General features: G+C 70.1%; 18 protein-coding genes. 12 read left to right on the top strand and 6 right to left on the bottom strand.

What is annotated here, in order from left to right:
* Positions 1-16: 16 nt before the first annotated feature.
* A complete protein-coding gene (gene recA / locus ABS73_RS09650) occupies positions 17-1,096 on the bottom strand; it encodes a recombinase RecA (RefSeq protein WP_277024748.1) in 1,080 nt (359 codons plus the stop codon).
* A 238-nt stretch (positions 1,097-1,334) separates the two neighbouring features.
* Here recA and ABS73_RS09645 point away from each other — a divergent pair, with 238 nt between their 5' ends.
* The 7 genes from ABS73_RS09645 (at position 1,335) to ABS73_RS09615 (ending at position 5,667) form a co-directional block, all read left to right on the top strand.
* A complete protein-coding gene (locus ABS73_RS09645; RefSeq protein WP_277024746.1) occupies positions 1,335-1,919 on the top strand; it encodes a sulfotransferase family protein in 585 nt (194 codons plus the stop codon).
* A 132-nt stretch (positions 1,920-2,051) separates the two neighbouring features.
* Entirely contained in the window at positions 2,052-2,357 is a 306-nt protein-coding gene (locus tag ABS73_RS09640; protein WP_277024744.1) for a BufA1 family periplasmic bufferin-type metallophore, read from the top strand.
* Between the two features lie 66 nt (positions 2,358-2,423).
* On the top strand, positions 2,424-3,263 hold the full coding sequence (gene bufB / locus ABS73_RS09635; protein ID WP_277024742.1) for an MNIO family bufferin maturase: 840 nt from the start codon (positions 2,424-2,426) through the stop codon (positions 3,261-3,263).
* Positions 3,256-3,981, top strand: a complete 726-nt coding sequence (locus ABS73_RS09630) for an HvfC/BufC N-terminal domain-containing protein (RefSeq protein ID WP_277024740.1) — start codon at positions 3,256-3,258, stop codon at positions 3,979-3,981. Before bufB ends, ABS73_RS09630 begins: the two co-directional genes overlap by 8 nt.
* On the top strand, positions 3,978-4,406 hold the full coding sequence (locus tag ABS73_RS09625) for a DoxX family protein (RefSeq protein ID WP_277024738.1): 429 nt from the start codon (positions 3,978-3,980) through the stop codon (positions 4,404-4,406). The genes ABS73_RS09630 and ABS73_RS09625 overlap by 4 nt, the downstream gene beginning before the upstream one ends.
* A 59-nt stretch (positions 4,407-4,465) precedes the next feature.
* Positions 4,466-5,029 carry a sigma-70 family RNA polymerase sigma factor gene (locus tag ABS73_RS09620; RefSeq protein WP_277024735.1) on the top strand — a complete coding sequence of 188 codons (564 nt, stop codon included), beginning with the start codon at positions 4,466-4,468 and terminating at the stop codon, positions 5,027-5,029.
* Positions 5,026-5,667, top strand: a complete 642-nt coding sequence (locus ABS73_RS09615; protein ID WP_277024732.1) for an NrsF family protein — start codon at positions 5,026-5,028, stop codon at positions 5,665-5,667. The genes ABS73_RS09620 and ABS73_RS09615 overlap by 4 nt, the downstream gene beginning before the upstream one ends.
* A gap of 5 nt (positions 5,668-5,672) precedes the next feature.
* Here the strand turns inward: ABS73_RS09615 and ABS73_RS09610 are convergent, their stop codons facing one another.
* Complete coding sequence (locus ABS73_RS09610; protein WP_277024730.1) at positions 5,673-7,010, bottom strand: ATP-binding protein; 1,338 nt, start codon at positions 7,008-7,010, stop codon at positions 5,673-5,675.
* The gene (locus tag ABS73_RS09605; protein ID WP_277024728.1) at positions 7,010-7,672 is read right to left on the bottom strand and encodes a winged helix-turn-helix domain-containing protein; all 663 of its coding nucleotides are present in this window, start codon (positions 7,670-7,672) and stop codon (positions 7,010-7,012) included. Before ABS73_RS09605 ends, ABS73_RS09610 begins: the two co-directional genes overlap by 1 nt.
* Before the next feature lie 87 nt (positions 7,673-7,759).
* Here ABS73_RS09605 and dsbD point away from each other — a divergent pair, with 87 nt between their 5' ends.
* The 5 genes from dsbD to ABS73_RS09580 are packed head-to-tail and all read left to right on the top strand — an operon-like array spanning position 7,760 to position 12,356.
* Positions 7,760-9,568, top strand: a complete 1,809-nt coding sequence (gene dsbD / locus ABS73_RS09600; RefSeq protein WP_277024726.1) for a protein-disulfide reductase DsbD — start codon at positions 7,760-7,762, stop codon at positions 9,566-9,568.
* Positions 9,565-10,365: a TlpA family protein disulfide reductase gene (locus ABS73_RS09595; protein ID WP_277024724.1), complete on the top strand. Its 801-nt coding sequence runs from the start codon at positions 9,565-9,567 to the stop codon at positions 10,363-10,365. Before dsbD ends, ABS73_RS09595 begins: the two co-directional genes overlap by 4 nt.
* The gene (locus tag ABS73_RS09590; protein WP_277024722.1) at positions 10,365-11,129 is read left to right on the top strand and encodes a L,D-transpeptidase; all 765 of its coding nucleotides are present in this window, start codon (positions 10,365-10,367) and stop codon (positions 11,127-11,129) included. Before ABS73_RS09595 ends, ABS73_RS09590 begins: the two co-directional genes overlap by 1 nt.
* A complete protein-coding gene (locus ABS73_RS09585) occupies positions 11,126-11,749 on the top strand; it encodes a DsbA family protein (protein WP_277024720.1) in 624 nt (207 codons plus the stop codon). The genes ABS73_RS09590 and ABS73_RS09585 overlap by 4 nt, the downstream gene beginning before the upstream one ends.
* A gap of 58 nt (positions 11,750-11,807) precedes the next feature.
* Positions 11,808-12,356: a L,D-transpeptidase gene (locus ABS73_RS09580; protein ID WP_277024719.1), complete on the top strand. Its 549-nt coding sequence runs from the start codon at positions 11,808-11,810 to the stop codon at positions 12,354-12,356.
* Here the strand turns inward: ABS73_RS09580 and ABS73_RS09575 are convergent.
* From ABS73_RS09575 to ABS73_RS09565, 3 genes are read right to left on the bottom strand one after another with little or no spacing between them, the layout of a single operon-like run.
* The gene (locus ABS73_RS09575) at positions 12,349-14,103 is read right to left on the bottom strand and encodes a SulP family inorganic anion transporter (protein WP_277024717.1); all 1,755 of its coding nucleotides are present in this window, start codon (positions 14,101-14,103) and stop codon (positions 12,349-12,351) included. The genes ABS73_RS09580 and ABS73_RS09575 overlap by 8 nt on opposite strands.
* 27 nt (positions 14,104-14,130) lie before the next feature.
* A complete protein-coding gene (locus tag ABS73_RS09570; RefSeq protein ID WP_277024714.1) occupies positions 14,131-15,804 on the bottom strand; it encodes a bifunctional protein tyrosine phosphatase family protein/NAD(P)/FAD-dependent oxidoreductase in 1,674 nt (557 codons plus the stop codon).
* Between the two features lie 21 nt (positions 15,805-15,825).
* A complete protein-coding gene (locus ABS73_RS09565) occupies positions 15,826-16,710 on the bottom strand; it encodes an MBL fold metallo-hydrolase (protein WP_277024712.1) in 885 nt (294 codons plus the stop codon).
* Positions 16,711-16,714 lie beyond the last annotated feature (4 nt).

Here is a 16,714-nt window from a genome sequence, read left to right as displayed (position 1 = left end):
CGTGACGCCGCAGACCTCATTCCGTCAGGGAATCGTCCTCGGGGGTTTCCGAGCCTTCGGCCACGCCGAATTCCAGGCCGTGGCTGGCGCGGATCTTGTCCTCGATGGCAAAGGCCACCTCGGGGCGGTCGCGCAGGAACTGCTTGGCGTTCTCGCGGCCCTGGCCGATGCGCTCATCGCCGTAGGAATACCAGGCGCCCGATTTCTCGACCACGCCGGCCTTGACGCCAAGGTCGATCAGCTCTCCGACCTTGCTGATACCCTCGCCATACATGATGTCAAACTCAACCTGGCGGAAGGGCGGCGCGACCTTGTTCTTGACCACCTTGACGCGGGTCGCGTTGCCCACGACCTCGTCGCGGTCCTTGACGGCGCCGGTGCGGCGGATGTCCAGGCGGACCGAGGCATAGAATTTCAGCGCGTTGCCGCCCGTGGTGGTTTCCGGGTTACCGAACATGACGCCGATCTTCATGCGGATCTGGTTGATGAAGATCACCATGCAGTTCGACCGACCGATGCTGGCGGTCAGCTTGCGCATCGCCTGGCTCATCAGGCGGGCCTGGCTGCCCATCTGCATGTCGCCCATATCGCCCTCAATCTCGGATTTGGGCGTCAGCGCCGCGACCGAGTCGATGACGACCAGGCTGACTGCGCCCGACCGCACCAGCGTGTCGACGATCTCCAGCGCCTGCTCGCCTGTGTCGGGCTGGCTGATCAGCAGCTCGTCCAGGTTCACGCCCAGCTTGCGCGCGTACAAGGGGTCCAGCGCGTGTTCCGCGTCGACAAAGGCGCAAACGCCGCCCTTTTTCTGCTCCTCGGCCACGACATGCAGGGTCAGCGTGGTCTTGCCCGAGCTTTCCGGCCCGAAGATCTCGATGATGCGACCTTTCGGCAGGCCGCCGATCCCCAACGCGATGTCCAGACCCAGAGAACCGGTCGAGGTCGACTCGATCTCGGCCACGGGATTGTCCTTGCCCAGCTTCATGATCGAGCCCTTGCCGAACTGCCGTTCGATCTGGGCCAGGGCGCTGTCCAGCGCCTTTTGCTTATCCGCTGCGCGTTTGTCCGTCATGTCGAAGATGCTCGCCTGTGCCATGTGATCCCCACGTTATTTCACAGCCCTCCGGGCGGGGCAATCCATTCGACCGACCGGATGTTCTTGTCTTGTTCACCACTAGATGCGCCATCGCTGGCCAGTTTTCAAGGACGTTGTGGTTAATAGACGATTCGCCACGCTCAGCATCGCCCGCCAGGGGTTAACAAAGCGTTTACAGGCCCTGGTCGGGCCGCTATCCAGCCCCCCGGGCAGCGACAACAAGGATCGGGCAACCGTCATGCTGATATTCTGGGAACAGCGGCTGGTCTTTCTGGCGACGCCCAAAGCCGGGTCCACGGCGATCGAGATGGCCCTGGAATCGCTGGCCTCGGCCGCGCTGCAGCGGCCCGGCGCGCTCAAGCATACCGATATCGGCACCTATCGCCGCTTTGTGGGTCCGTGGCTGGCCGCGCAGACCGGCCACGACTTTACCACGGTGGCCCTGATGCGCGAACCGGTGGACTGGCTGCGCAGCTGGTACCGGTTCAAGCTGCGCGACGATGAGGACGACCCGCACCACGCGATGCACGGCGTCAGCTTTGCCGATTTCGCGGCGCGCTATGCCGGGGATGGCGGCCCACGCGATCTGGGCATCGGCAGCCAGCACGCGTTTCTGACCAACGGCGCGGCGCAGGTCGACCGCATCTTCCGCTATGAACAGATCGACAGCTTCGTCGATTTCCTGGAGGGCCGCCTGGATTGCGCGATCGAACTGCCGCGCATCAACGTCCCCCCCAGCGTCGACGTGCATCTGGCCGACCCGGCCGAGGCCGCGCTGCGTCAGGCGATGGCCCCCGATCTGGCGTTGTATCGCGCGATCTGACCGCCCGGGCCGGATTGGCGGAAAAAACCGGGCCTGCGGAAAAAATCGCGGGCCCGCCGTAACGCATCCCCGTCCTGCCGCGATCCGGCAGACAGGAAGGCATTGGGCCTTCCCCGACAGGGAGATCACATCATGACCGCATTCACGTCCCGCCTGGCCTTCGGGGCCTCTCTGGCCTGCGCCCTGGGTGCCATGGCCGCCACCTCCGCGCAGGCGCAGGAGATGGAGAAATGCTATGGCGTCGCGATGGCCGGGCAGAACGACTGCGCCGCCGGCCCCGGCACGACCTGCGCGGGCACCTCGACCGTGGACTATCAGGGCAACGCCTGGACGCTGGTGCCGACCGGCACCTGCCTGTCGACCGAACTGCCGGCAGCCGCCGACGGCACCGCCCGCGAAGCCGCGCTGGAGCCGCTGTCGCGCGACCTGCCCGCCTGACGCCATCGCCACGTCCCGAACGGGCGCGGCCCTGGTCGCGCCCATCCCCATCCCCCGGAGGATGCCATGACCCGCCTGCCCGCCCGCGCCGGTTTGGGGTTCAAGCCCCAGCATTTCGCCGCCATCCGCCGCGATCCGAACCCGCCCGCCTTTTTCGAGGTCCATGCCGAGAACTATATGGGCGCGGGCGGCCTGCCCCATGCGCAGCTGACGGCTCTGCGGGCCGATCACGCGATCTCGGTCCACGGGGTGGGCCTGTCGATCGGCGGAGAGGGCCCGCTGGACGGTGCGCATCTGGCCCGCCTCCGGGCGCTGTGCGACCGCTATCAGCCCGAGAGCTTTTCCGAACACCTGGCCTGGTCCAGCCATGGCGCCGAATACCTCAACGACCTGCTGCCGCTGCCCTATACGCCCGCCACTCTGGACCGCGTCTGCGACCATATCGACCGCGTGCAGGAGGCCCTGGGCCGCCAAATGCTGCTGGAGAACCCCTCGACCTATCTGCTGTTCGCGGCCTCCACCCTGCCCGAGACCGAGTTTCTGGCCCGCATCGCCGCGCGCACCGGTTGCGGGCTGCTGCTGGACGTGAACAACGTCTTTGTCTCCTGCACCAATCACCGCGCCGATCCGCGCGCCTATCTGGCCGATTTCCCGATGCAGGCCGTGGCCGAGATCCATCTGGGCGGCCACGCCGCCGAGGATCTGCCGGGCGGGCCGCTGCTGATCGACAGCCATGGCGCGGCGGTGGCCGACCCGGTCTGGTCCCTCTATGCCGAGGTGATCGCCCGCATCGGCCCCTGCCCCACGCTGGTGGAATGGGACAACGACCTGCCCGACTGGCCGGTCCTCGCGGCCGAGGCCGCGCGCGCCGACCGCATCCTGACCGGGGCGCATACCCATGCGTGACGCGACCCAATCGGCCTTTCACGCAGCCCTGCGGGGCGCGCCCCTGCCGCCGGGTCTGATCGCCGATCAGCCCGACGCGGCGCGGCGCATGGCGGTCTATCGCAACAACGTCGCGGTCAGCCTGGGGCAGGCGCTGGCCGCCCGGTTCCCGGTGATCGCGCGGCTGGTGGGACCGGCCTTCTTCGCCGCGCTGGCGCGGGCCTATCTGGCCGTGGACCCGCCGCGCAGCCCCGTGCTGGCCGAATGGGGCGCGGGTTTCGCAGCCTTTCTGGCCGGGTTCCCGCCGCTGGCGGGCTGGCCCTACATGGCCGATGTCGCGCGCATCGAACAGGCGCGGGGGCGCGCCTTTCATGCCCCCGACGCGGCGCCCCTGCCGCCCGCCGCGCTGGCGGGCGCCGATCCGGACCGCCTGCGGCTGATCCTGCACCCCTCGGTCACGGTGCTGCGGCTGGATCATCCGGCGGTGGCAATCTGGGCCATGAACCAGCCCGGCGCGGCCCCCGCCCCCCTGCCGCAGGGCGCCCAGATCGCACTGATCCTGCGCGACCCCGCCTTTGACGTGCCGGTCGAGGCGATCCCCCCCGCCGACGCCGCCCTGATCGAGGCGTTGCAGCAGGGCGCCCCCCTGGCCCGCGCCGTCCCGCCCGGCCACGACCCCACCCCGCGTCTGGTCGCGCTGACGCGTCAGGGCGCCATCATCGGAGTGCACGCACCATGATCGCCCGCCTGAACGCCCTGCCCGCGCGCATCCCGTCCGACCCCGTGGCGCTGATGCTGCGGCTGTTCCCGGCTGCCGTCTTCTGGCAGTCGGGCCGCACCAAGGTCGACGGGCTGACCATCCGGGATTCCACCTGGTTCCTGTTCGAACATGAATACGCGCTGCCGCTGATCCCGTCCGATTGGGCGGCGGTGATGGCGACGGTGGCGGAACATCTGCTGCCCGTGCTGCTGGTGCTGGGGCTGATGACGCGGCTGACGGCGATGGGACTGGTGGCGATGACGGCGGTGATCCAGATCTTCGTCTATCCGGGGGCCTGGGTCACGCATGGGCTGTGGGCGGCCACGCTGCTGGCGGTGGCGGTGCACGGGCCGGGCCGATGGGCGCTGGATCACATGCTGCGGCTGGAGGCGCGGGCACGATGACGCCCGATGCGCAGACCCTTGCCTGGCATTGCCCTGGCCCGGCCCAGCAGGCTAATGTGATGCGATCACGGACGGAGGGGGCGCTGGATCAGGACCGCATCTGGGATGATCTGATGCACCGCGCCAACCAGGGGGACGGCGCGGCCTTTCTGCAGTTCCTGACCCAGGTCACGCCGCGGCTGCGCGGGCTGATCCGCGTGCGGGGCCGCGGCCTGCCCCCCGATCTGCACGAGGACATCCTGCAGGAGGTTCTGCTGGCCATTCACCTGAAGCGCGGCACCTGGGACGGCACGGGGCCGGTGCGGTTCTGGCTGTATGCGGTGGCGCGCCACAAGGTCGTCGATGCGTTCCGCAGGCGGGGGCGGCGCCTGCATCTGCCGCTGGATGATGTGGCAGAGATGCTGGCCGCCGATCCCGGCCCTGCCCCTCTGGCCGCGCGCGATGCCGACCGTATGCTGGGCATGATCGACGCGCGTTCGGCCGCGCTGGTCCGCGCCGTCCGGCTGGAGGGCCAGAGCACCGAGGATGCCGCCGCGCGTATCGGCGTGACACCCGGCACGGCCCGCGTCGTGCTGCATCGCGCAATGAAACGTCTGGCCGAGCTGGCCGAGAGGATGAAATGACCCACCGCCCCTCCACCGAAGCGCTGATCCGCAGCCTGGCGGCCAGCCCGCCGCCGCCGCCCCTGACCGCCCGGGGCCTGGCGGGACCGGTCGTGGCGGCCCTGACGATCAGCCTTGGGGTGTTCCTGTGGCTGATCGGCCTGCGCGCCAATCTGGGGCAGGCGCTGGCGGACCCGGCCATCCTGGCCAAGTCGCTGCTGCCCCTGGCGCTGGCGGTGCCGGCGCTGGTGCTGGCGCTGCGATCGGCCAGGCCGGGGCGGGTGGTGCGGCCCGGCCTGCTGATCCTGCCCGCGGCGGCGGCGCTGGCGCTGTTTCTGGCGCGCGGCGTGCAGGTGCCGTCGGGCCAGATCCTGCCCGAACTGCTGGGCCACAGCGCGGCGGCCTGCCTTCTGTCCATCACCGCGCTGTCGGCCCCGGCCACGCTGGCCGGGCTGATCGTGCTGCGGCGCGGTGCCTCGCTGCGCCCGGCGCGGACCGGGGCACTGATCGGCATGGCGGCCGCGGCCGGGACGGCGGCGGGCTATGCCCTGCACTGCACCGAGGATTCGCCGCTGTTCTTCACCACCTGGTACGGGCTGGCGATCCTGATCGGCACCGGCATCGGTGCCCTGGCCGGGCAACGCCTGCTGCGCTGGTAGCGGGTCTAGGACCGCCGCGCAGGGTCCGGCAGGGTGATCCGCACCGTCTGCCCGCCATCGGGCGCGTCCAGATCCAGCCGGGCGCCCAGATGCGCGACCGCCGCCGCGACGATGGCCAGCCCCAGGCCGCTGCCCTGCCCCGTTGCCGCCCGCCCCCGCCAAAAGCGGCGCGTCACCCGGTGGCGGTCCTCCGGCGCGATGCCCGGCCCCTGATCGGTCACCGCCAGGCACAGCCCCGACGCCCCACGACTGGCCATGACGGTGACCTGCCCTCCGGGCGGGGAATGCTGGATCGCGTTCTCGACCAGGTTGCGCAGCGCGCTGTGCATCAGGACGCGGGGCGCGTGAATCGGGTCCAGCGGCTCTGCGCGGACCACCAGCCGCACCTGCGCGGCGCTGGCCTGGGCCTGGGCGTCCTGCACGATCTCGGCGATCAGGGCGGCGGGGTCCAGCGGGCCTGACGGGGCGGATTCGTGGTCGATCGCGGCCAGCTCCAGCAGCTGGCGCACCATCCGGTCGCTGCGATCGACCGACACGGCGATGGCGTCCAGCGCGCGGTCGCGGGTGGCCGCGTCGGCGGCCCGGCGCGCCACCTGCGCCTGGATGCGCAGGCCGGCCAGCGGGGTCTTCAGCTCATGCGCGGCAAAGGCGGTAAAGTCGCGCTCCGTCCGCCGGATCTGGTCCAGTTGCTGGAACAGACGGTTCAGCGCGCGGCGCACGGGGCGGATCTCGCGCGGGTCGCGGGCATCCGGCAGGGGGCGCAGATCGTCGGGACGCCGCGCGCGCAACGCGGCCTCCAGCTGCGCCAGCGGCGCCAGGCCCCGCCCCACCGACAGCCAAATCAACCCCGCCAACAGCGGGAACAGCACCGCCGCGGGCCACAGCAGCCGCGAGACCACCCCCGCGACCAGCCCGTCGCGCATGTCGACCCGGTCGCCCACTATCACCCGCACCCCCAGCTGCTGGTTGCGCACCGCATAGACTCGCCAGGGCACGCCGTCGATGACGGTGGTCGAAAACCCCTCGGTCAGGGCCATGCGCGCATCGGGGGCGCCCTGGGATGCGCCGATCAGGTCGCCGCGCAGCGACCAGATCTGGCAGGACAGCTGGCGCGACAGATCGGCCGTGGCGGGCATGGGCACCCGGGCCGGACCCTCGGCCTCGACCGCGATCCGCCGGTCCGAGATCAGCGAGCTGACCATATTGGCCGATTCCGCCAGCCGCGCGTCCAGCACGCGTTCGACCTGCGCGCGCGTCGATCCGGCGATCCACAGCACCGCCGACATCCACAGCACCCCCGTCACCAGGGTCAGCACGACGATCAGGCGCAGGCGGATCGACATCACCCCGCCCCCGCCACGCGGTATCCCACGCCGCGCACCGTCTGGATCACGTCACGGCCCAGCTTGGCGCGCAGGTGGTGGACATGGACCTCGACCGTGTTGCTTTCGACATCCTCCTGCCAGCCATACAGACGCTCCTCCAACTGGGCGCGCGACAGGATGCGCCCCGGCTGGTCGATCAGCGCATGCAGGATGGCGAATTCGCGCCGCGACAGGCGCAGGGCCGCGCCGTCGCGGGTGGCGGTCAGGGCGGCGGGGTCCAGATCGATGCCGTTCCAGTGCAGCAGCGGGCGCGCCCGGCCCTGATGGCGGCGCAGCATGGCGCGCAGCCGGGCGGCCAGCTCGTCCAGATCGAATGGCTTGCCCAAGTGATCGTCCGCGCCCGCGTCCAGCCCCTCGACCCGGTCGCGCACCCGGTCGCGGGCGGTCAGCAGCAGCACGGGCAGGGTCTGGCCCGCGGCCCGCATCTCGGCCAGCAGGGTCGTGCCCAGCCCATCGGGCAGCATGACGTCCAGCACGACCCCCGCGAAATCGTTGTCGCGCAGCGCCGCGCGGGCATCGGCCAGCGTGCCCACCGCATCGGCGGTGAAGCCCGACAGGCCCAGCCCCACGCGCAGCCCGTCCGACAGGACCGGGTCATCCTCGACGATCAGCAAACGCATGGCGGTCCTTTCACGATGTCGCGCTGACGGTTTCGTGCATCCACCTTAAGGCTGACTTAAGCTGGGCTTTCCAGTAGCAGCGCCATGATGACACGAATTCTTATGGCGGTGCTGACCGCGCTGATGATCCTGCCCGCCGCCGTCACGGCGCGGGCCGCGCCGCTGGACCCCGCGCTGGCCTTTGCGCTGACGGTGACGCCTGACGCCCGGGGCGATCTGGCGGTCGCGTGGGACGTGCAGCCGGGCTATTACCTCTATCGCAGCCAGATCCGGGCCGAGGGAGAGGCCGGGCCGATCCCCCTGACCCTGCCCGCGGGCGAGGTCTATGACGACCCCTGGATGGGCGAGGATCAGATCTATCGCACCGCCCTGGCCACCGTCATCCCCGCGCCCCAGGGCCCGGTGACCCTGCATTGGCAGGGCTGTCAGCAGGACGGCATCTGCTATGCGCCCCAGCAGGTGATGTTGGACGCGGATGGCCGGGTCATCGCCGAACCCGCCCGCGACAGCGCCTTTCCGGGCTGGAGCGCCCTGTCTGGCGGTAATGCGGGCACCTTGCAGTCGTCGTCGGTCGGCGCCGCGCCCGCGACCGACGCCTCCTCCGGGCTGACCCTGGCGCCGGATCAGGGCATCGTCGCGGGGCTGGCGGGGCGCGGCGGCGCGGTGCTGGTCATTGCCGGGTTCTTCGGCTTTGGCCTGCTGCTGTCGCTGACGCCCTGCGTGCTGCCGATGGTGCCCATCGTCGCGGGCATGCTGACCCGGCAGGGGGCGGGGCTGACCGCGGGGCGGGGGCTGGGGCTGACCGCGGCCTATGTCATGGCGATGGCCGGGGCGTTCGGCCTGCTGGGCGTGGTGGCCGCATGGTCGGGCGCGAACCTGCAGGCGGCGCTGCAATCGCCCGTCGCGATCGGGGTGATCGCCGCGATCTTCGTCGTGCTGGCGCTGTCGATGTTCGGGCTGTTCCAGATGCAGATGCCCGCCGCCTGGCAGGCGCGGATTGCCGCGCGCCAGGGCGGCGGCGCGCGCTCTCTGGGCGGGGCGGCGGCGCTTGGCTTTGGGTCGGCGCTGATCGTGGGGCCCTGCGTGACCGCCCCGCTGGCCGGGGCGCTGATCTATACCGCGCAGACCGGCGACGTGATGCTGGGGGCTGCGGCGCTGTTCGCGTTGGGGCTGGGACAGGGGGTGCCGCTGCTGGCGGTCGGCGCCTTTGGCCCCGCGATCCTGCCCCGGCGCGGTGCATGGATGGAGCGGGTCAGACTGGCCTTTGGCGTGGTCTTTCTGGGACTGGCCCTCTGGCTGGCGGGGCGCATCCTGCCCGGACCTGTCGTGCTGGCGCTGTGGGCGGCGCTGCTGACCGGCTGCGGGGTGGCGCTCGGGGCGCTGGACCGGCTGTCGCCCGACGCCGGACGGGGCGCGCGGATGACGGCGGCGGCGGGCGTGCTGCTGATCTTTGCGGGGCTGGTGCAGGGCCTGGGCGCAGCCCTGGGCGGCGATGATCCGACACGCCCGCTGGCGCCCCTGGTGGCGCAGGCACCGTCCGATGATCTGACCTATCAGACCGTGACCACGCAGGCCGGGCTGGCGCAGGCGTTGCAGGCCCCCGGCCCGGCGCTGATCTATGTCACCGCCGATTGGTGCGTGATCTGCCGCGCGATAGAACGCGGCCCGATGGCCGACCCGCAGGTCGTGGCCGCGATGCAGGACATGGTCCGCATCAAGGTCGATGTCACCGATTTCGGCACCGAGGCGCAGGCCATCATGGCCGATCTGGCCGCCGCCGGCCCGCCCACGTTGATCTTTGTCGATGCCGCCCGGTCCGAGCCGCAGGGCAGCCGCCTGATCGGCGACATCAGCGCCGATAGGCTGCTGGCCTCGGTCCGGCAGGTGGCGCCATGAACGCCATCGCCCTGGGACCGGTCGTCTTCGAGACCGGTCGGCTGGCCGCCGTGCTGGCGATCATCCTGTTCACCGTGATCGCGGGGCTGTTGACCCGCCGCGGCCCCAAGGGCGCGGAAAGCTGGGCGATGTGGGCCGTGCTGGGTTGGATCATCGGCGCGCGGATCGGGTTCGTCGCCGCCCACCCGGGCGATTTCGCGGCAAGGCCGCTGGACGCGCTGGCGGTCTGGCAGGGCGGCTTTGCGCCGCTGGCGGGCTGGATCGGGGGCGGCGCGGTGCTGCTGGTGGCGGCGCTGCGGGGCCGCCGGGCGGTGCTGCACCCGCTGCTGATCGCCGCCGTGCTGACCGGCGGCGCGCATCGGGCGGCGCTGTGGCTGATGCCGCGCCCGGTGATGGACCTGCCGGTGATGACGCTGATGGCAATAGACGGCACCCCGGTGCAGCTGGCGGGGCGCGACCGGGTGATGGTGCTTAACCTCTGGGCCACCTGGTGCCCGCCCTGCCGGCGCGAGATGCCGATGATGACCGACCTGGCCGCCCAGATGCCCGAGGTCGATTTCCTCTTTGCCAACCAGGGCGAGGATGCCGCCCGCATCACCGCCTTTCTGGCCGCCCAGGCCCTGCCCGCGCAGGGCATGCTGCGCGACCCCGGCAGCCACCTGATGGGCCGCCTGAACGCGGTCGGCCTGCCCACCACGCTGGTGTTCGACGCGGAGGGCGCCCTGATACGTGCCCATACCGGAGAGATGTCGCGCGCCGCCCTGCGCACCCTGATCGAGACGGCGAAGGAGCCATGATGACCCGAACCCTCAAGTCCCTGCTGGCCGGGACCGACCTGCTGGCGCTGGCCGCCTGCGAACCTGCGACCGCACCGGACCCTGCCCCTGCAGTGCCCGCGGCCACCCCCGTCAGCCCCAGCACGGCGGCGATGTATGCGGCCCAGCCCGACGGCGACCTGACCGCGCCCGCCATCCCGCCCTCGCTGCTGACCGAGGACAAGGCCCGCCAGATCGTCCCCTACTGGACCGACCATCCGGTCGGCACGATCATCGTCGACCCCTATGCCAAGCGGCTGTACCATGTGCAGGCCGACGATACCGCCATGCGCTATTCCGTGGGGGTCGGCGCCGCCGGATACGGCTTTGCCGGAGAGGCGCACACCCCCTATCAGCGCGACTGGCCACGCTGGACCCCCACCGACAATATGCTGGCCGAGAACCCCGACCATTACGGACCCTCGGCCGACGGCATCGAGGGCGGGCTGGAAAACCCGATGGGCGCGCGCGCGCTGTATATCCACAATTCGGGGGGCGACACGTTCTATCGCATCCATGGCACGCCCGACCCGCAGTCGATCGGCACGGCCTCGTCGGCGGGCTGCATCCGGCTGTTCAACCAGGACATCATCCATCTGGCGGAGAACACCCGCAGCATGGCCAAGGTCGTCGTCCTCAGCCAGGCGCAGACGGGCATGGGCACCACGCCGCCCGGCACCACAGCCGCCCCCGTCGCCACCGCCGCCGCATATGACACCACAGACATCACCGGAGGCACGCCATGACCGCCACCCGACGCGCCGTCCTGGCCGGAGGCGCGGGCCTTGGGGTCGCGGCACTGGGCGCGGTCGGCCTGTCCCGGTTCCTTGGCACCTCGGCCTTGGATGCGGATACGCAGGAGGTGCTGTTCGACCCAGATCAGCCGGTGCTGGGCAACCCGCAGGGCGACGTCACCGTGGCCGAGTTCTTTGATTATCAGTGCCCCTTCTGCAAGCGCGGCCATGACGACCTGATGGCCGAGATCGCGGCGGATGGAAACGTGCGACTGATCATGAAGGACTGGCCGATCCTGGGTGCAACCTCGGTCCTGGCGGCGCAGATGGTGCTGGGCGCGGACCGCTATGCGGATGCGCAGGGCGCGCTGATGGCCACCCCCGCCCGCCTGTCCGAGGACGACCTGCGCCGCACGCTCAGTGCGGCAGGGTTCGACCCCCAGGCGATGCTGGCCGCCTATGGGCGCGACCGGGCGCGGTGGGACGGGCTGATCGGGCGCAACGCGCAGCATGCGGCGGGGCTGGGGCTGCAGGGCACGCCGGCCTTCATCGTCGGGCGCACGATCCATGCGGGCGCGCTGGACCGCACCGCCCTGCGCGGGGCCATCGCAGCCGCCCGCCACGCGGCCTGAACCGGCGCGGCCAAGGTCGCGCCAGGAAAACCAAACCAACCATGACAAGGAACAACAGATGACAGCATTGACCCGACGCCGCACGCTTGGCCTGATGATTGCGACGGGGCTGGTCGCCCCGGCGCTGGCCCGCGCGCAGGCAAGCCCCGACCGCAATGCCAGCGGCTTTACCATGCAGCGCTGGCAGGACCATTTCGACAGCCTGGGCCAAGGGGTGATCGTCTGCGACACCCGGTCGCGCGCGCTGCATTTCTGGTCGGGCGACGGGCAGACGCACCGGATCTATCCGACCTCGGTCCCCCTGTCGGAAGAGCTGACCAAGCGCGGCCGCACCGAGATCGTGCGCAAGGTCGAGGGGCCCAGCTGGACCCCCACCGCCTCGATGATGGAGCGGTTCCCCCATTACCGCCCCATGGGACCGGGACCGGACAACCCGCTTGGCACGCATGCGATGTATCTGTCCTGGCCCGCCTATCTGATCCACGGCACGCATGACACGCGCAAGATCGGGCGGCTGTCGTCGGACGGCTGCATCGGTCTCTACAACGAAAAGATCGAGGAGCTGTTCGCCATGAGCCCGATCGGCACCCAGGTCCGCATCATCTGACCGGGGCGGGGGGCGGGGGCTGTCGCACGATGACCCCCTGCCCCCGCAGCGCCTCCCAGGCCTCGTATTGCGACAGGAACACCCGGCCGGTCAGATGGGCCAGGAAATCGGTCGATTTCAGACGGTCCATCACCGGGCCCTTGACCTCGGACAGGTGCAGGGTGATGCCCATGGTGTGCAGGCGATGGGCGATCGCCTCCAGGCTCTCCAGCGCGCTGAGGTCGATCTCGTTCACGGCCGAACACATCAGCACGACATGGCGCAGCGAACAGTCGGGCGTCACCCGGTCGGCCACGTGATCCTCCAGGAACCGGGCATTGGCGAAATACAGGCTTTCGTCGATCCGCAGCGTCAGGACGGCGTCGTCGGTCTGGACCTCGTGGCGCAGGATGTTGCGGAAATGCTGGGTGCCGGGGACCAGCCCCACCTCGGCCACATGCGGGCGCGACGATTTGTACAGGTGCAGCGCCACCGACAGCAGCACGCCCGCCGACACGCCCACCTCGACCCCCAGGGTCAGGGTCAGCAGGATCGTCGCGGCCACGGCCAGGAAATCGGTGCGCGAATAGGCCCAGGCCCGGCGCAGGATCCCCAGATCGACCAGCGACAGCACCGCCACGATGATCGTCGCGGCCAGCGTGGCGATGGGCAGATCGTGGATCAGCGGCGTCAGCGCCAGCGCGGCGATGGCCAGTCCGATGGCGGTGAAGGCGCCCGCCGCCGCGGTCGCCGCGCCCGCATCGAAATTCACCACCGACCGGGCAAAACCGCCGGTGACGGGCATCCCCCCGGTAAAGGCCGCACCCAGATTGGCGGCGCCCAGGCCGATCAGCTCCTGATCCGGGTCGATGCGTTGGCGGCGCCGCGCCGCCAGCGTCTGCGCGACCGAGACGGATTCTACGAACCCGATGACCGAGATCAGCAGCGCCGGAACCAGCAGCAGGCCGATCAGGTCCGGCGACAGCGACGGCAGGGTCAGCGGCGGCAGGCCCTGCGGCACCACGCCCACGACGTGCACGCCCTGCGCCTGCAGGTCCAGCAGGCTGACCGCCAGCGTGCTGGCCACGACCGCCAGCACCGGCCCTGCCTTGGTCACGATATCGGCGGCCCGCGGCCCCAGCCCCGCGCGGCGCAACAGCGGCTTCAGCCCCCGCCGCACCCAGAACAGGAACCCCGTGGCCGCCACCCCGATGATCAGCGTGACCGGGTTTGTCTGCGGCAGCGCGCCGATCAGGGCCATCACCATCTCGGGCAGGGTATGGCCGCCCGCGCTGACGCCCAGGATATGGCTGGTCTGGCTGACCGCGATCAGGATGCCCGATGCGGTGATGAACCCCGCGATGACCGGATGGGACAGGAAATTGGCCAGGAAACCCAGCCTCAGCACGCCCATCAGCACCAGGATCGCGCCCGACAGAAATGCCAGCGTCAGCGCCGCGACGCCGTAACCCATGCTGCCCTGTTCGGCGATGGCCCCGATGGCGGCGGCGGTCATCAGCGACACGACCGCGACCGGCCCGACCGCCAGCGCCCGGCTGGTCCCGAACACCGCATAAAGGATGATCGGCGCGATCGAGGCGTAAAGCCCCGCCTGCGGCGGCAGCCCCGCCAGCAGCGCATAGGCCAGCGATTGCGGGATCAGCATGATCGTCACGATCACCGCGGCCAGCAGGTCGTCGGACAGGGTCTGGCGGTCGTAGTGACGGCCCCAGGTCAGGATCGGGAAATAGTCGCGCAGGGTCTTCAATTCAGGGGTCCGTTCAAAGGAGGTGTTCTACTCTGCCGCGATGGGGTCGGGCTTGGCCAGCCATTCCCGCCCGCGCAGCATGCCCCGCCAATAGACCGGCGGCAGGATGCGCTCCTTGAGCCACCAGGCGCGGCGCGTGGGCTTGGTGCCGTCCAGCAGCGCGCGCGGAAAGCTGGGCAGCAGCTTGCCGCCATAGCCGAACTCGGCCAGGACGATCTTGCCCCGCTCCACCGTCAGCGGGCACGAGCCATAGCCGTCATATTGCGACACGGCCAGGCGCCCGTCGATATCGGCGGCGATGTTGTCGGCCACCACCGGCGCCTGGACCCGCGCGGCGGCGGCGGTCTTGGCATTGGGCGCGTTCATCACGTCGCCAAGCGACCAGATGTTCTCATGCGCCTTGTGGCGCAGGGTGGCCGGGTCCACATCGATCCAGCCCGCCGCATCCGCCAGCGGAGACACGCGGATGAAATCCGGCGCGCTCTGGGGCGGCGTGACGTGGATCATGTCGAAATCGACCTGAACCTCGCGCGCCGACTGGTCGGGTTCGGTGACAGTGAACCAGGCCTTGCGGGCCGGACCGTCGATGCGGGTCAGATTGTGGTGGAAATTCAGCGTCGCGTCGTATTTGCGCACGTATTCCATCAGCGCGGGGATGTAATCCTTGACCCCGAACAGCACGCCGCCAGCATTCATGAACTGGATGTCGATGTCCTTGAGGACGCCCGCCCGGTGCCAGGCGTCGCCCGACAGATACACGGCCTTCTGCGGCGCGCCCGCGCATTTGATGGGCATGGGGGGCTGGGTAAAGACCGCCCGCCCGCCGCGCATCGACTGCACCAGCCGCCAGGTATAGGGCGCCAGATCATAGCGGTAATTTGACGTGACCCCGTTCAAGCCCAGGGTTTCCGACAGGCCCTCGACGCCGTCCCAGTCCAGCTTCAGCCCCGGACAGACGACCAGCCGGCGATAGCCGATGACGCGGCACCCCTCCAGGATCACCGCATTGGCGGCGGGATCAAAACCCGCGACGGCGGCTTTGATCCAGGACACCCCCTTGGGGATCAGGGATGCGGTGGTGCGCGCGGTATCCTGCGGCTGAAAAACGCCCGCGCCCACCAGCGTCCAGCTAGGCTGATAGTAATGCGCCTCGGCCGGGTCGATGATGGCGATGTCCAGCCCGGGCTTGCGCGCCAGCAGGCTGGCCGCGACCGAGATGCCCGCGGCCCCCGCCCCCACGATCACCACGTCATGGCTGACATCCGCCCCGGCGGTCGGCACGCGCCCCCCATTGGCGATCCGCCGCGCCACGCCCGACAGATCGTACCCCGCCGCCCGCGCCGCCTGCAGGATCTGCGGCAGCGGGTGCTGGCCCGCCTGCGACAGTGCCCAAAGCGTGGCGGAGCGCATGCCGGACCGGCAATAGGCCAGAACCGGCCCCGGCAGTTCCCGCAAGGCGGCGTCAAAGGCCGCCACGTCCTCATCCCCGATCATGCCGCCGGTGACGGGCACATGGCGCAGCGCCAGCCCCTCGGCGCGGGCGGCGGCCTCGATCTCGGCATGGCCGGGCTGGTCGGGACCCTCTCCGTCGGGGCGGTTCACGATGATCGCGCGAAAGCCCATGGCCCGGATCTGGGGCAGGTCGGCGGCGGTGATCTGCGGCGCGACGGCCAGCGCCCGCGTCAGGTATTTCGGCTCCATCCCATCCTCCCTTTCGACAAATTAGAGGCCGTTGACCGGCACTTTCAGCATCGGGCGCCCGTCGCGATCGACGGGCATCTCGCCCGCGCGCATGTTCACCTGCAGGGACGGGATGATCAGCCGCGGCATGGCCAGGGTCGCGTCGCGTTCGGTGCGAAAGCGGATGAAATCGTCGCGCGTGGCGCCCTGACCCACATGGATGTTGTGGGCGCGTTCGTCGGCGACAGTCGTCTCCCACTGGATGTCGCGGCCGTTCGGGCCGTAGTCGTGGCACATGAACAGGCGCGTCTCATCGGGCAGGGCCAGCACCTTCTGGATGCTGTCATACAGCTCTCCGGCATCGCCGCCGGGGAAATCGGCACGGGCCGATCCGCCATCGGGCATGAACAGCGTGTCGCCCACAAAGGCCGCGTCGCCCATCACATGGACCATGCAGGCGGGCGTGTGGCCGGGCGTGGCGATCGCCACCACGGGCATGGTACCCACGTGATAGACGTCGCCATCCTTGAACAGCGCGTCGAACTGGCTGCCGTCGCGCTGGAACTCGGTCCCTTCGTTGAAGATCTTGCCGAAGGTGTCCTGCACGACCATGATCTTGTCGCCGATGCCGATCTTGCCGCCCAGGGCCTGCTGGATATAGGGCGCGGCGGACAGGTGGTCGGCATGGACATGGGTCTCGATGATCCAGTCCAGCCGCAGCCCGCGATCCCGGATGAAGGCGATGATCGCGTCGGCATGGTCATAGGTGATGCGCCCGGCGGCATAGTCGATGTCCATCACGGAATCGACCACCGCGCAGGCGTCCGAGGCCGGGTCCTGGACGACATAGCTGATCGTGTTGGTGGCCGGGTCGAAAAAGCCGGTGACCTCGGGGCGGATATCCATGTTCACGGGGTATGGGGTCATGACA

This window comes from Paracoccus sp. SCN 68-21, from assembly GCF_001724535.1.
In the GTDB taxonomy this organism is placed as follows: domain Bacteria; phylum Pseudomonadota; class Alphaproteobacteria; order Rhodobacterales; family Rhodobacteraceae; genus Paracoccus; species Paracoccus hibiscisoli.
Note: the sequence above shows the minus strand (reverse complement) of the source record. Positions and strands in the feature narration are given on the sequence as shown.

Excerpts from the sequence above, each read along its gene's own strand:
- ABS73_RS09640 (WP_277024744.1), top strand. The coding sequence starts at position 2,052 with ATGACCGCATTCACGTCCCGCCTGGCCTTCGGGGCCTCTCTGGCCTGC.
- ABS73_RS09605 (WP_277024728.1), bottom strand. The coding sequence starts at position 7,672 with ATGCGTTTGCTGATCGTCGAGGATGACCCGGTCCTGTCGGACGGGCTG.
- ABS73_RS09630 (WP_277024740.1), top strand. The coding sequence starts at position 3,256 with ATGCGTGACGCGACCCAATCGGCCTTTCACGCAGCCCTGCGGGGCGCG.
- ABS73_RS09620 (WP_277024735.1), top strand. The coding sequence starts at position 4,466 with ATGCGATCACGGACGGAGGGGGCGCTGGATCAGGACCGCATCTGGGAT.
- ABS73_RS09625 (WP_277024738.1), top strand. The coding sequence starts at position 3,978 with ATGATCGCCCGCCTGAACGCCCTGCCCGCGCGCATCCCGTCCGACCCC.
- ABS73_RS09590 (WP_277024722.1), top strand. The coding sequence starts at position 10,365 with ATGACCCGAACCCTCAAGTCCCTGCTGGCCGGGACCGACCTGCTGGCG.
- ABS73_RS09610 (WP_277024730.1), bottom strand. The coding sequence starts at position 7,010 with ATGTCGATCCGCCTGCGCCTGATCGTCGTGCTGACCCTGGTGACGGGG.
- dsbD (WP_277024726.1), top strand. The coding sequence starts at position 7,760 with ATGACACGAATTCTTATGGCGGTGCTGACCGCGCTGATGATCCTGCCC.
- ABS73_RS09645 (WP_277024746.1), top strand. The coding sequence starts at position 1,335 with ATGCTGATATTCTGGGAACAGCGGCTGGTCTTTCTGGCGACGCCCAAA.
- recA (WP_277024748.1), bottom strand. The coding sequence starts at position 1,096 with ATGGCACAGGCGAGCATCTTCGACATGACGGACAAACGCGCAGCGGAT.
- ABS73_RS09580 (WP_277024719.1), top strand. The coding sequence starts at position 11,808 with ATGACAGCATTGACCCGACGCCGCACGCTTGGCCTGATGATTGCGACG.
- bufB (WP_277024742.1), top strand. The coding sequence starts at position 2,424 with ATGACCCGCCTGCCCGCCCGCGCCGGTTTGGGGTTCAAGCCCCAGCAT.
- ABS73_RS09615 (WP_277024732.1), top strand. The coding sequence starts at position 5,026 with ATGACCCACCGCCCCTCCACCGAAGCGCTGATCCGCAGCCTGGCGGCC.
- ABS73_RS09585 (WP_277024720.1), top strand. The coding sequence starts at position 11,126 with ATGACCGCCACCCGACGCGCCGTCCTGGCCGGAGGCGCGGGCCTTGGG.
- ABS73_RS09570 (WP_277024714.1), bottom strand. The coding sequence starts at position 15,804 with ATGGAGCCGAAATACCTGACGCGGGCGCTGGCCGTCGCGCCGCAGATC.
- ABS73_RS09565 (WP_277024712.1), bottom strand. The coding sequence starts at position 16,710 with ATGACCCCATACCCCGTGAACATGGATATCCGCCCCGAGGTCACCGGC.
- ABS73_RS09595 (WP_277024724.1), top strand. The coding sequence starts at position 9,565 with ATGAACGCCATCGCCCTGGGACCGGTCGTCTTCGAGACCGGTCGGCTG.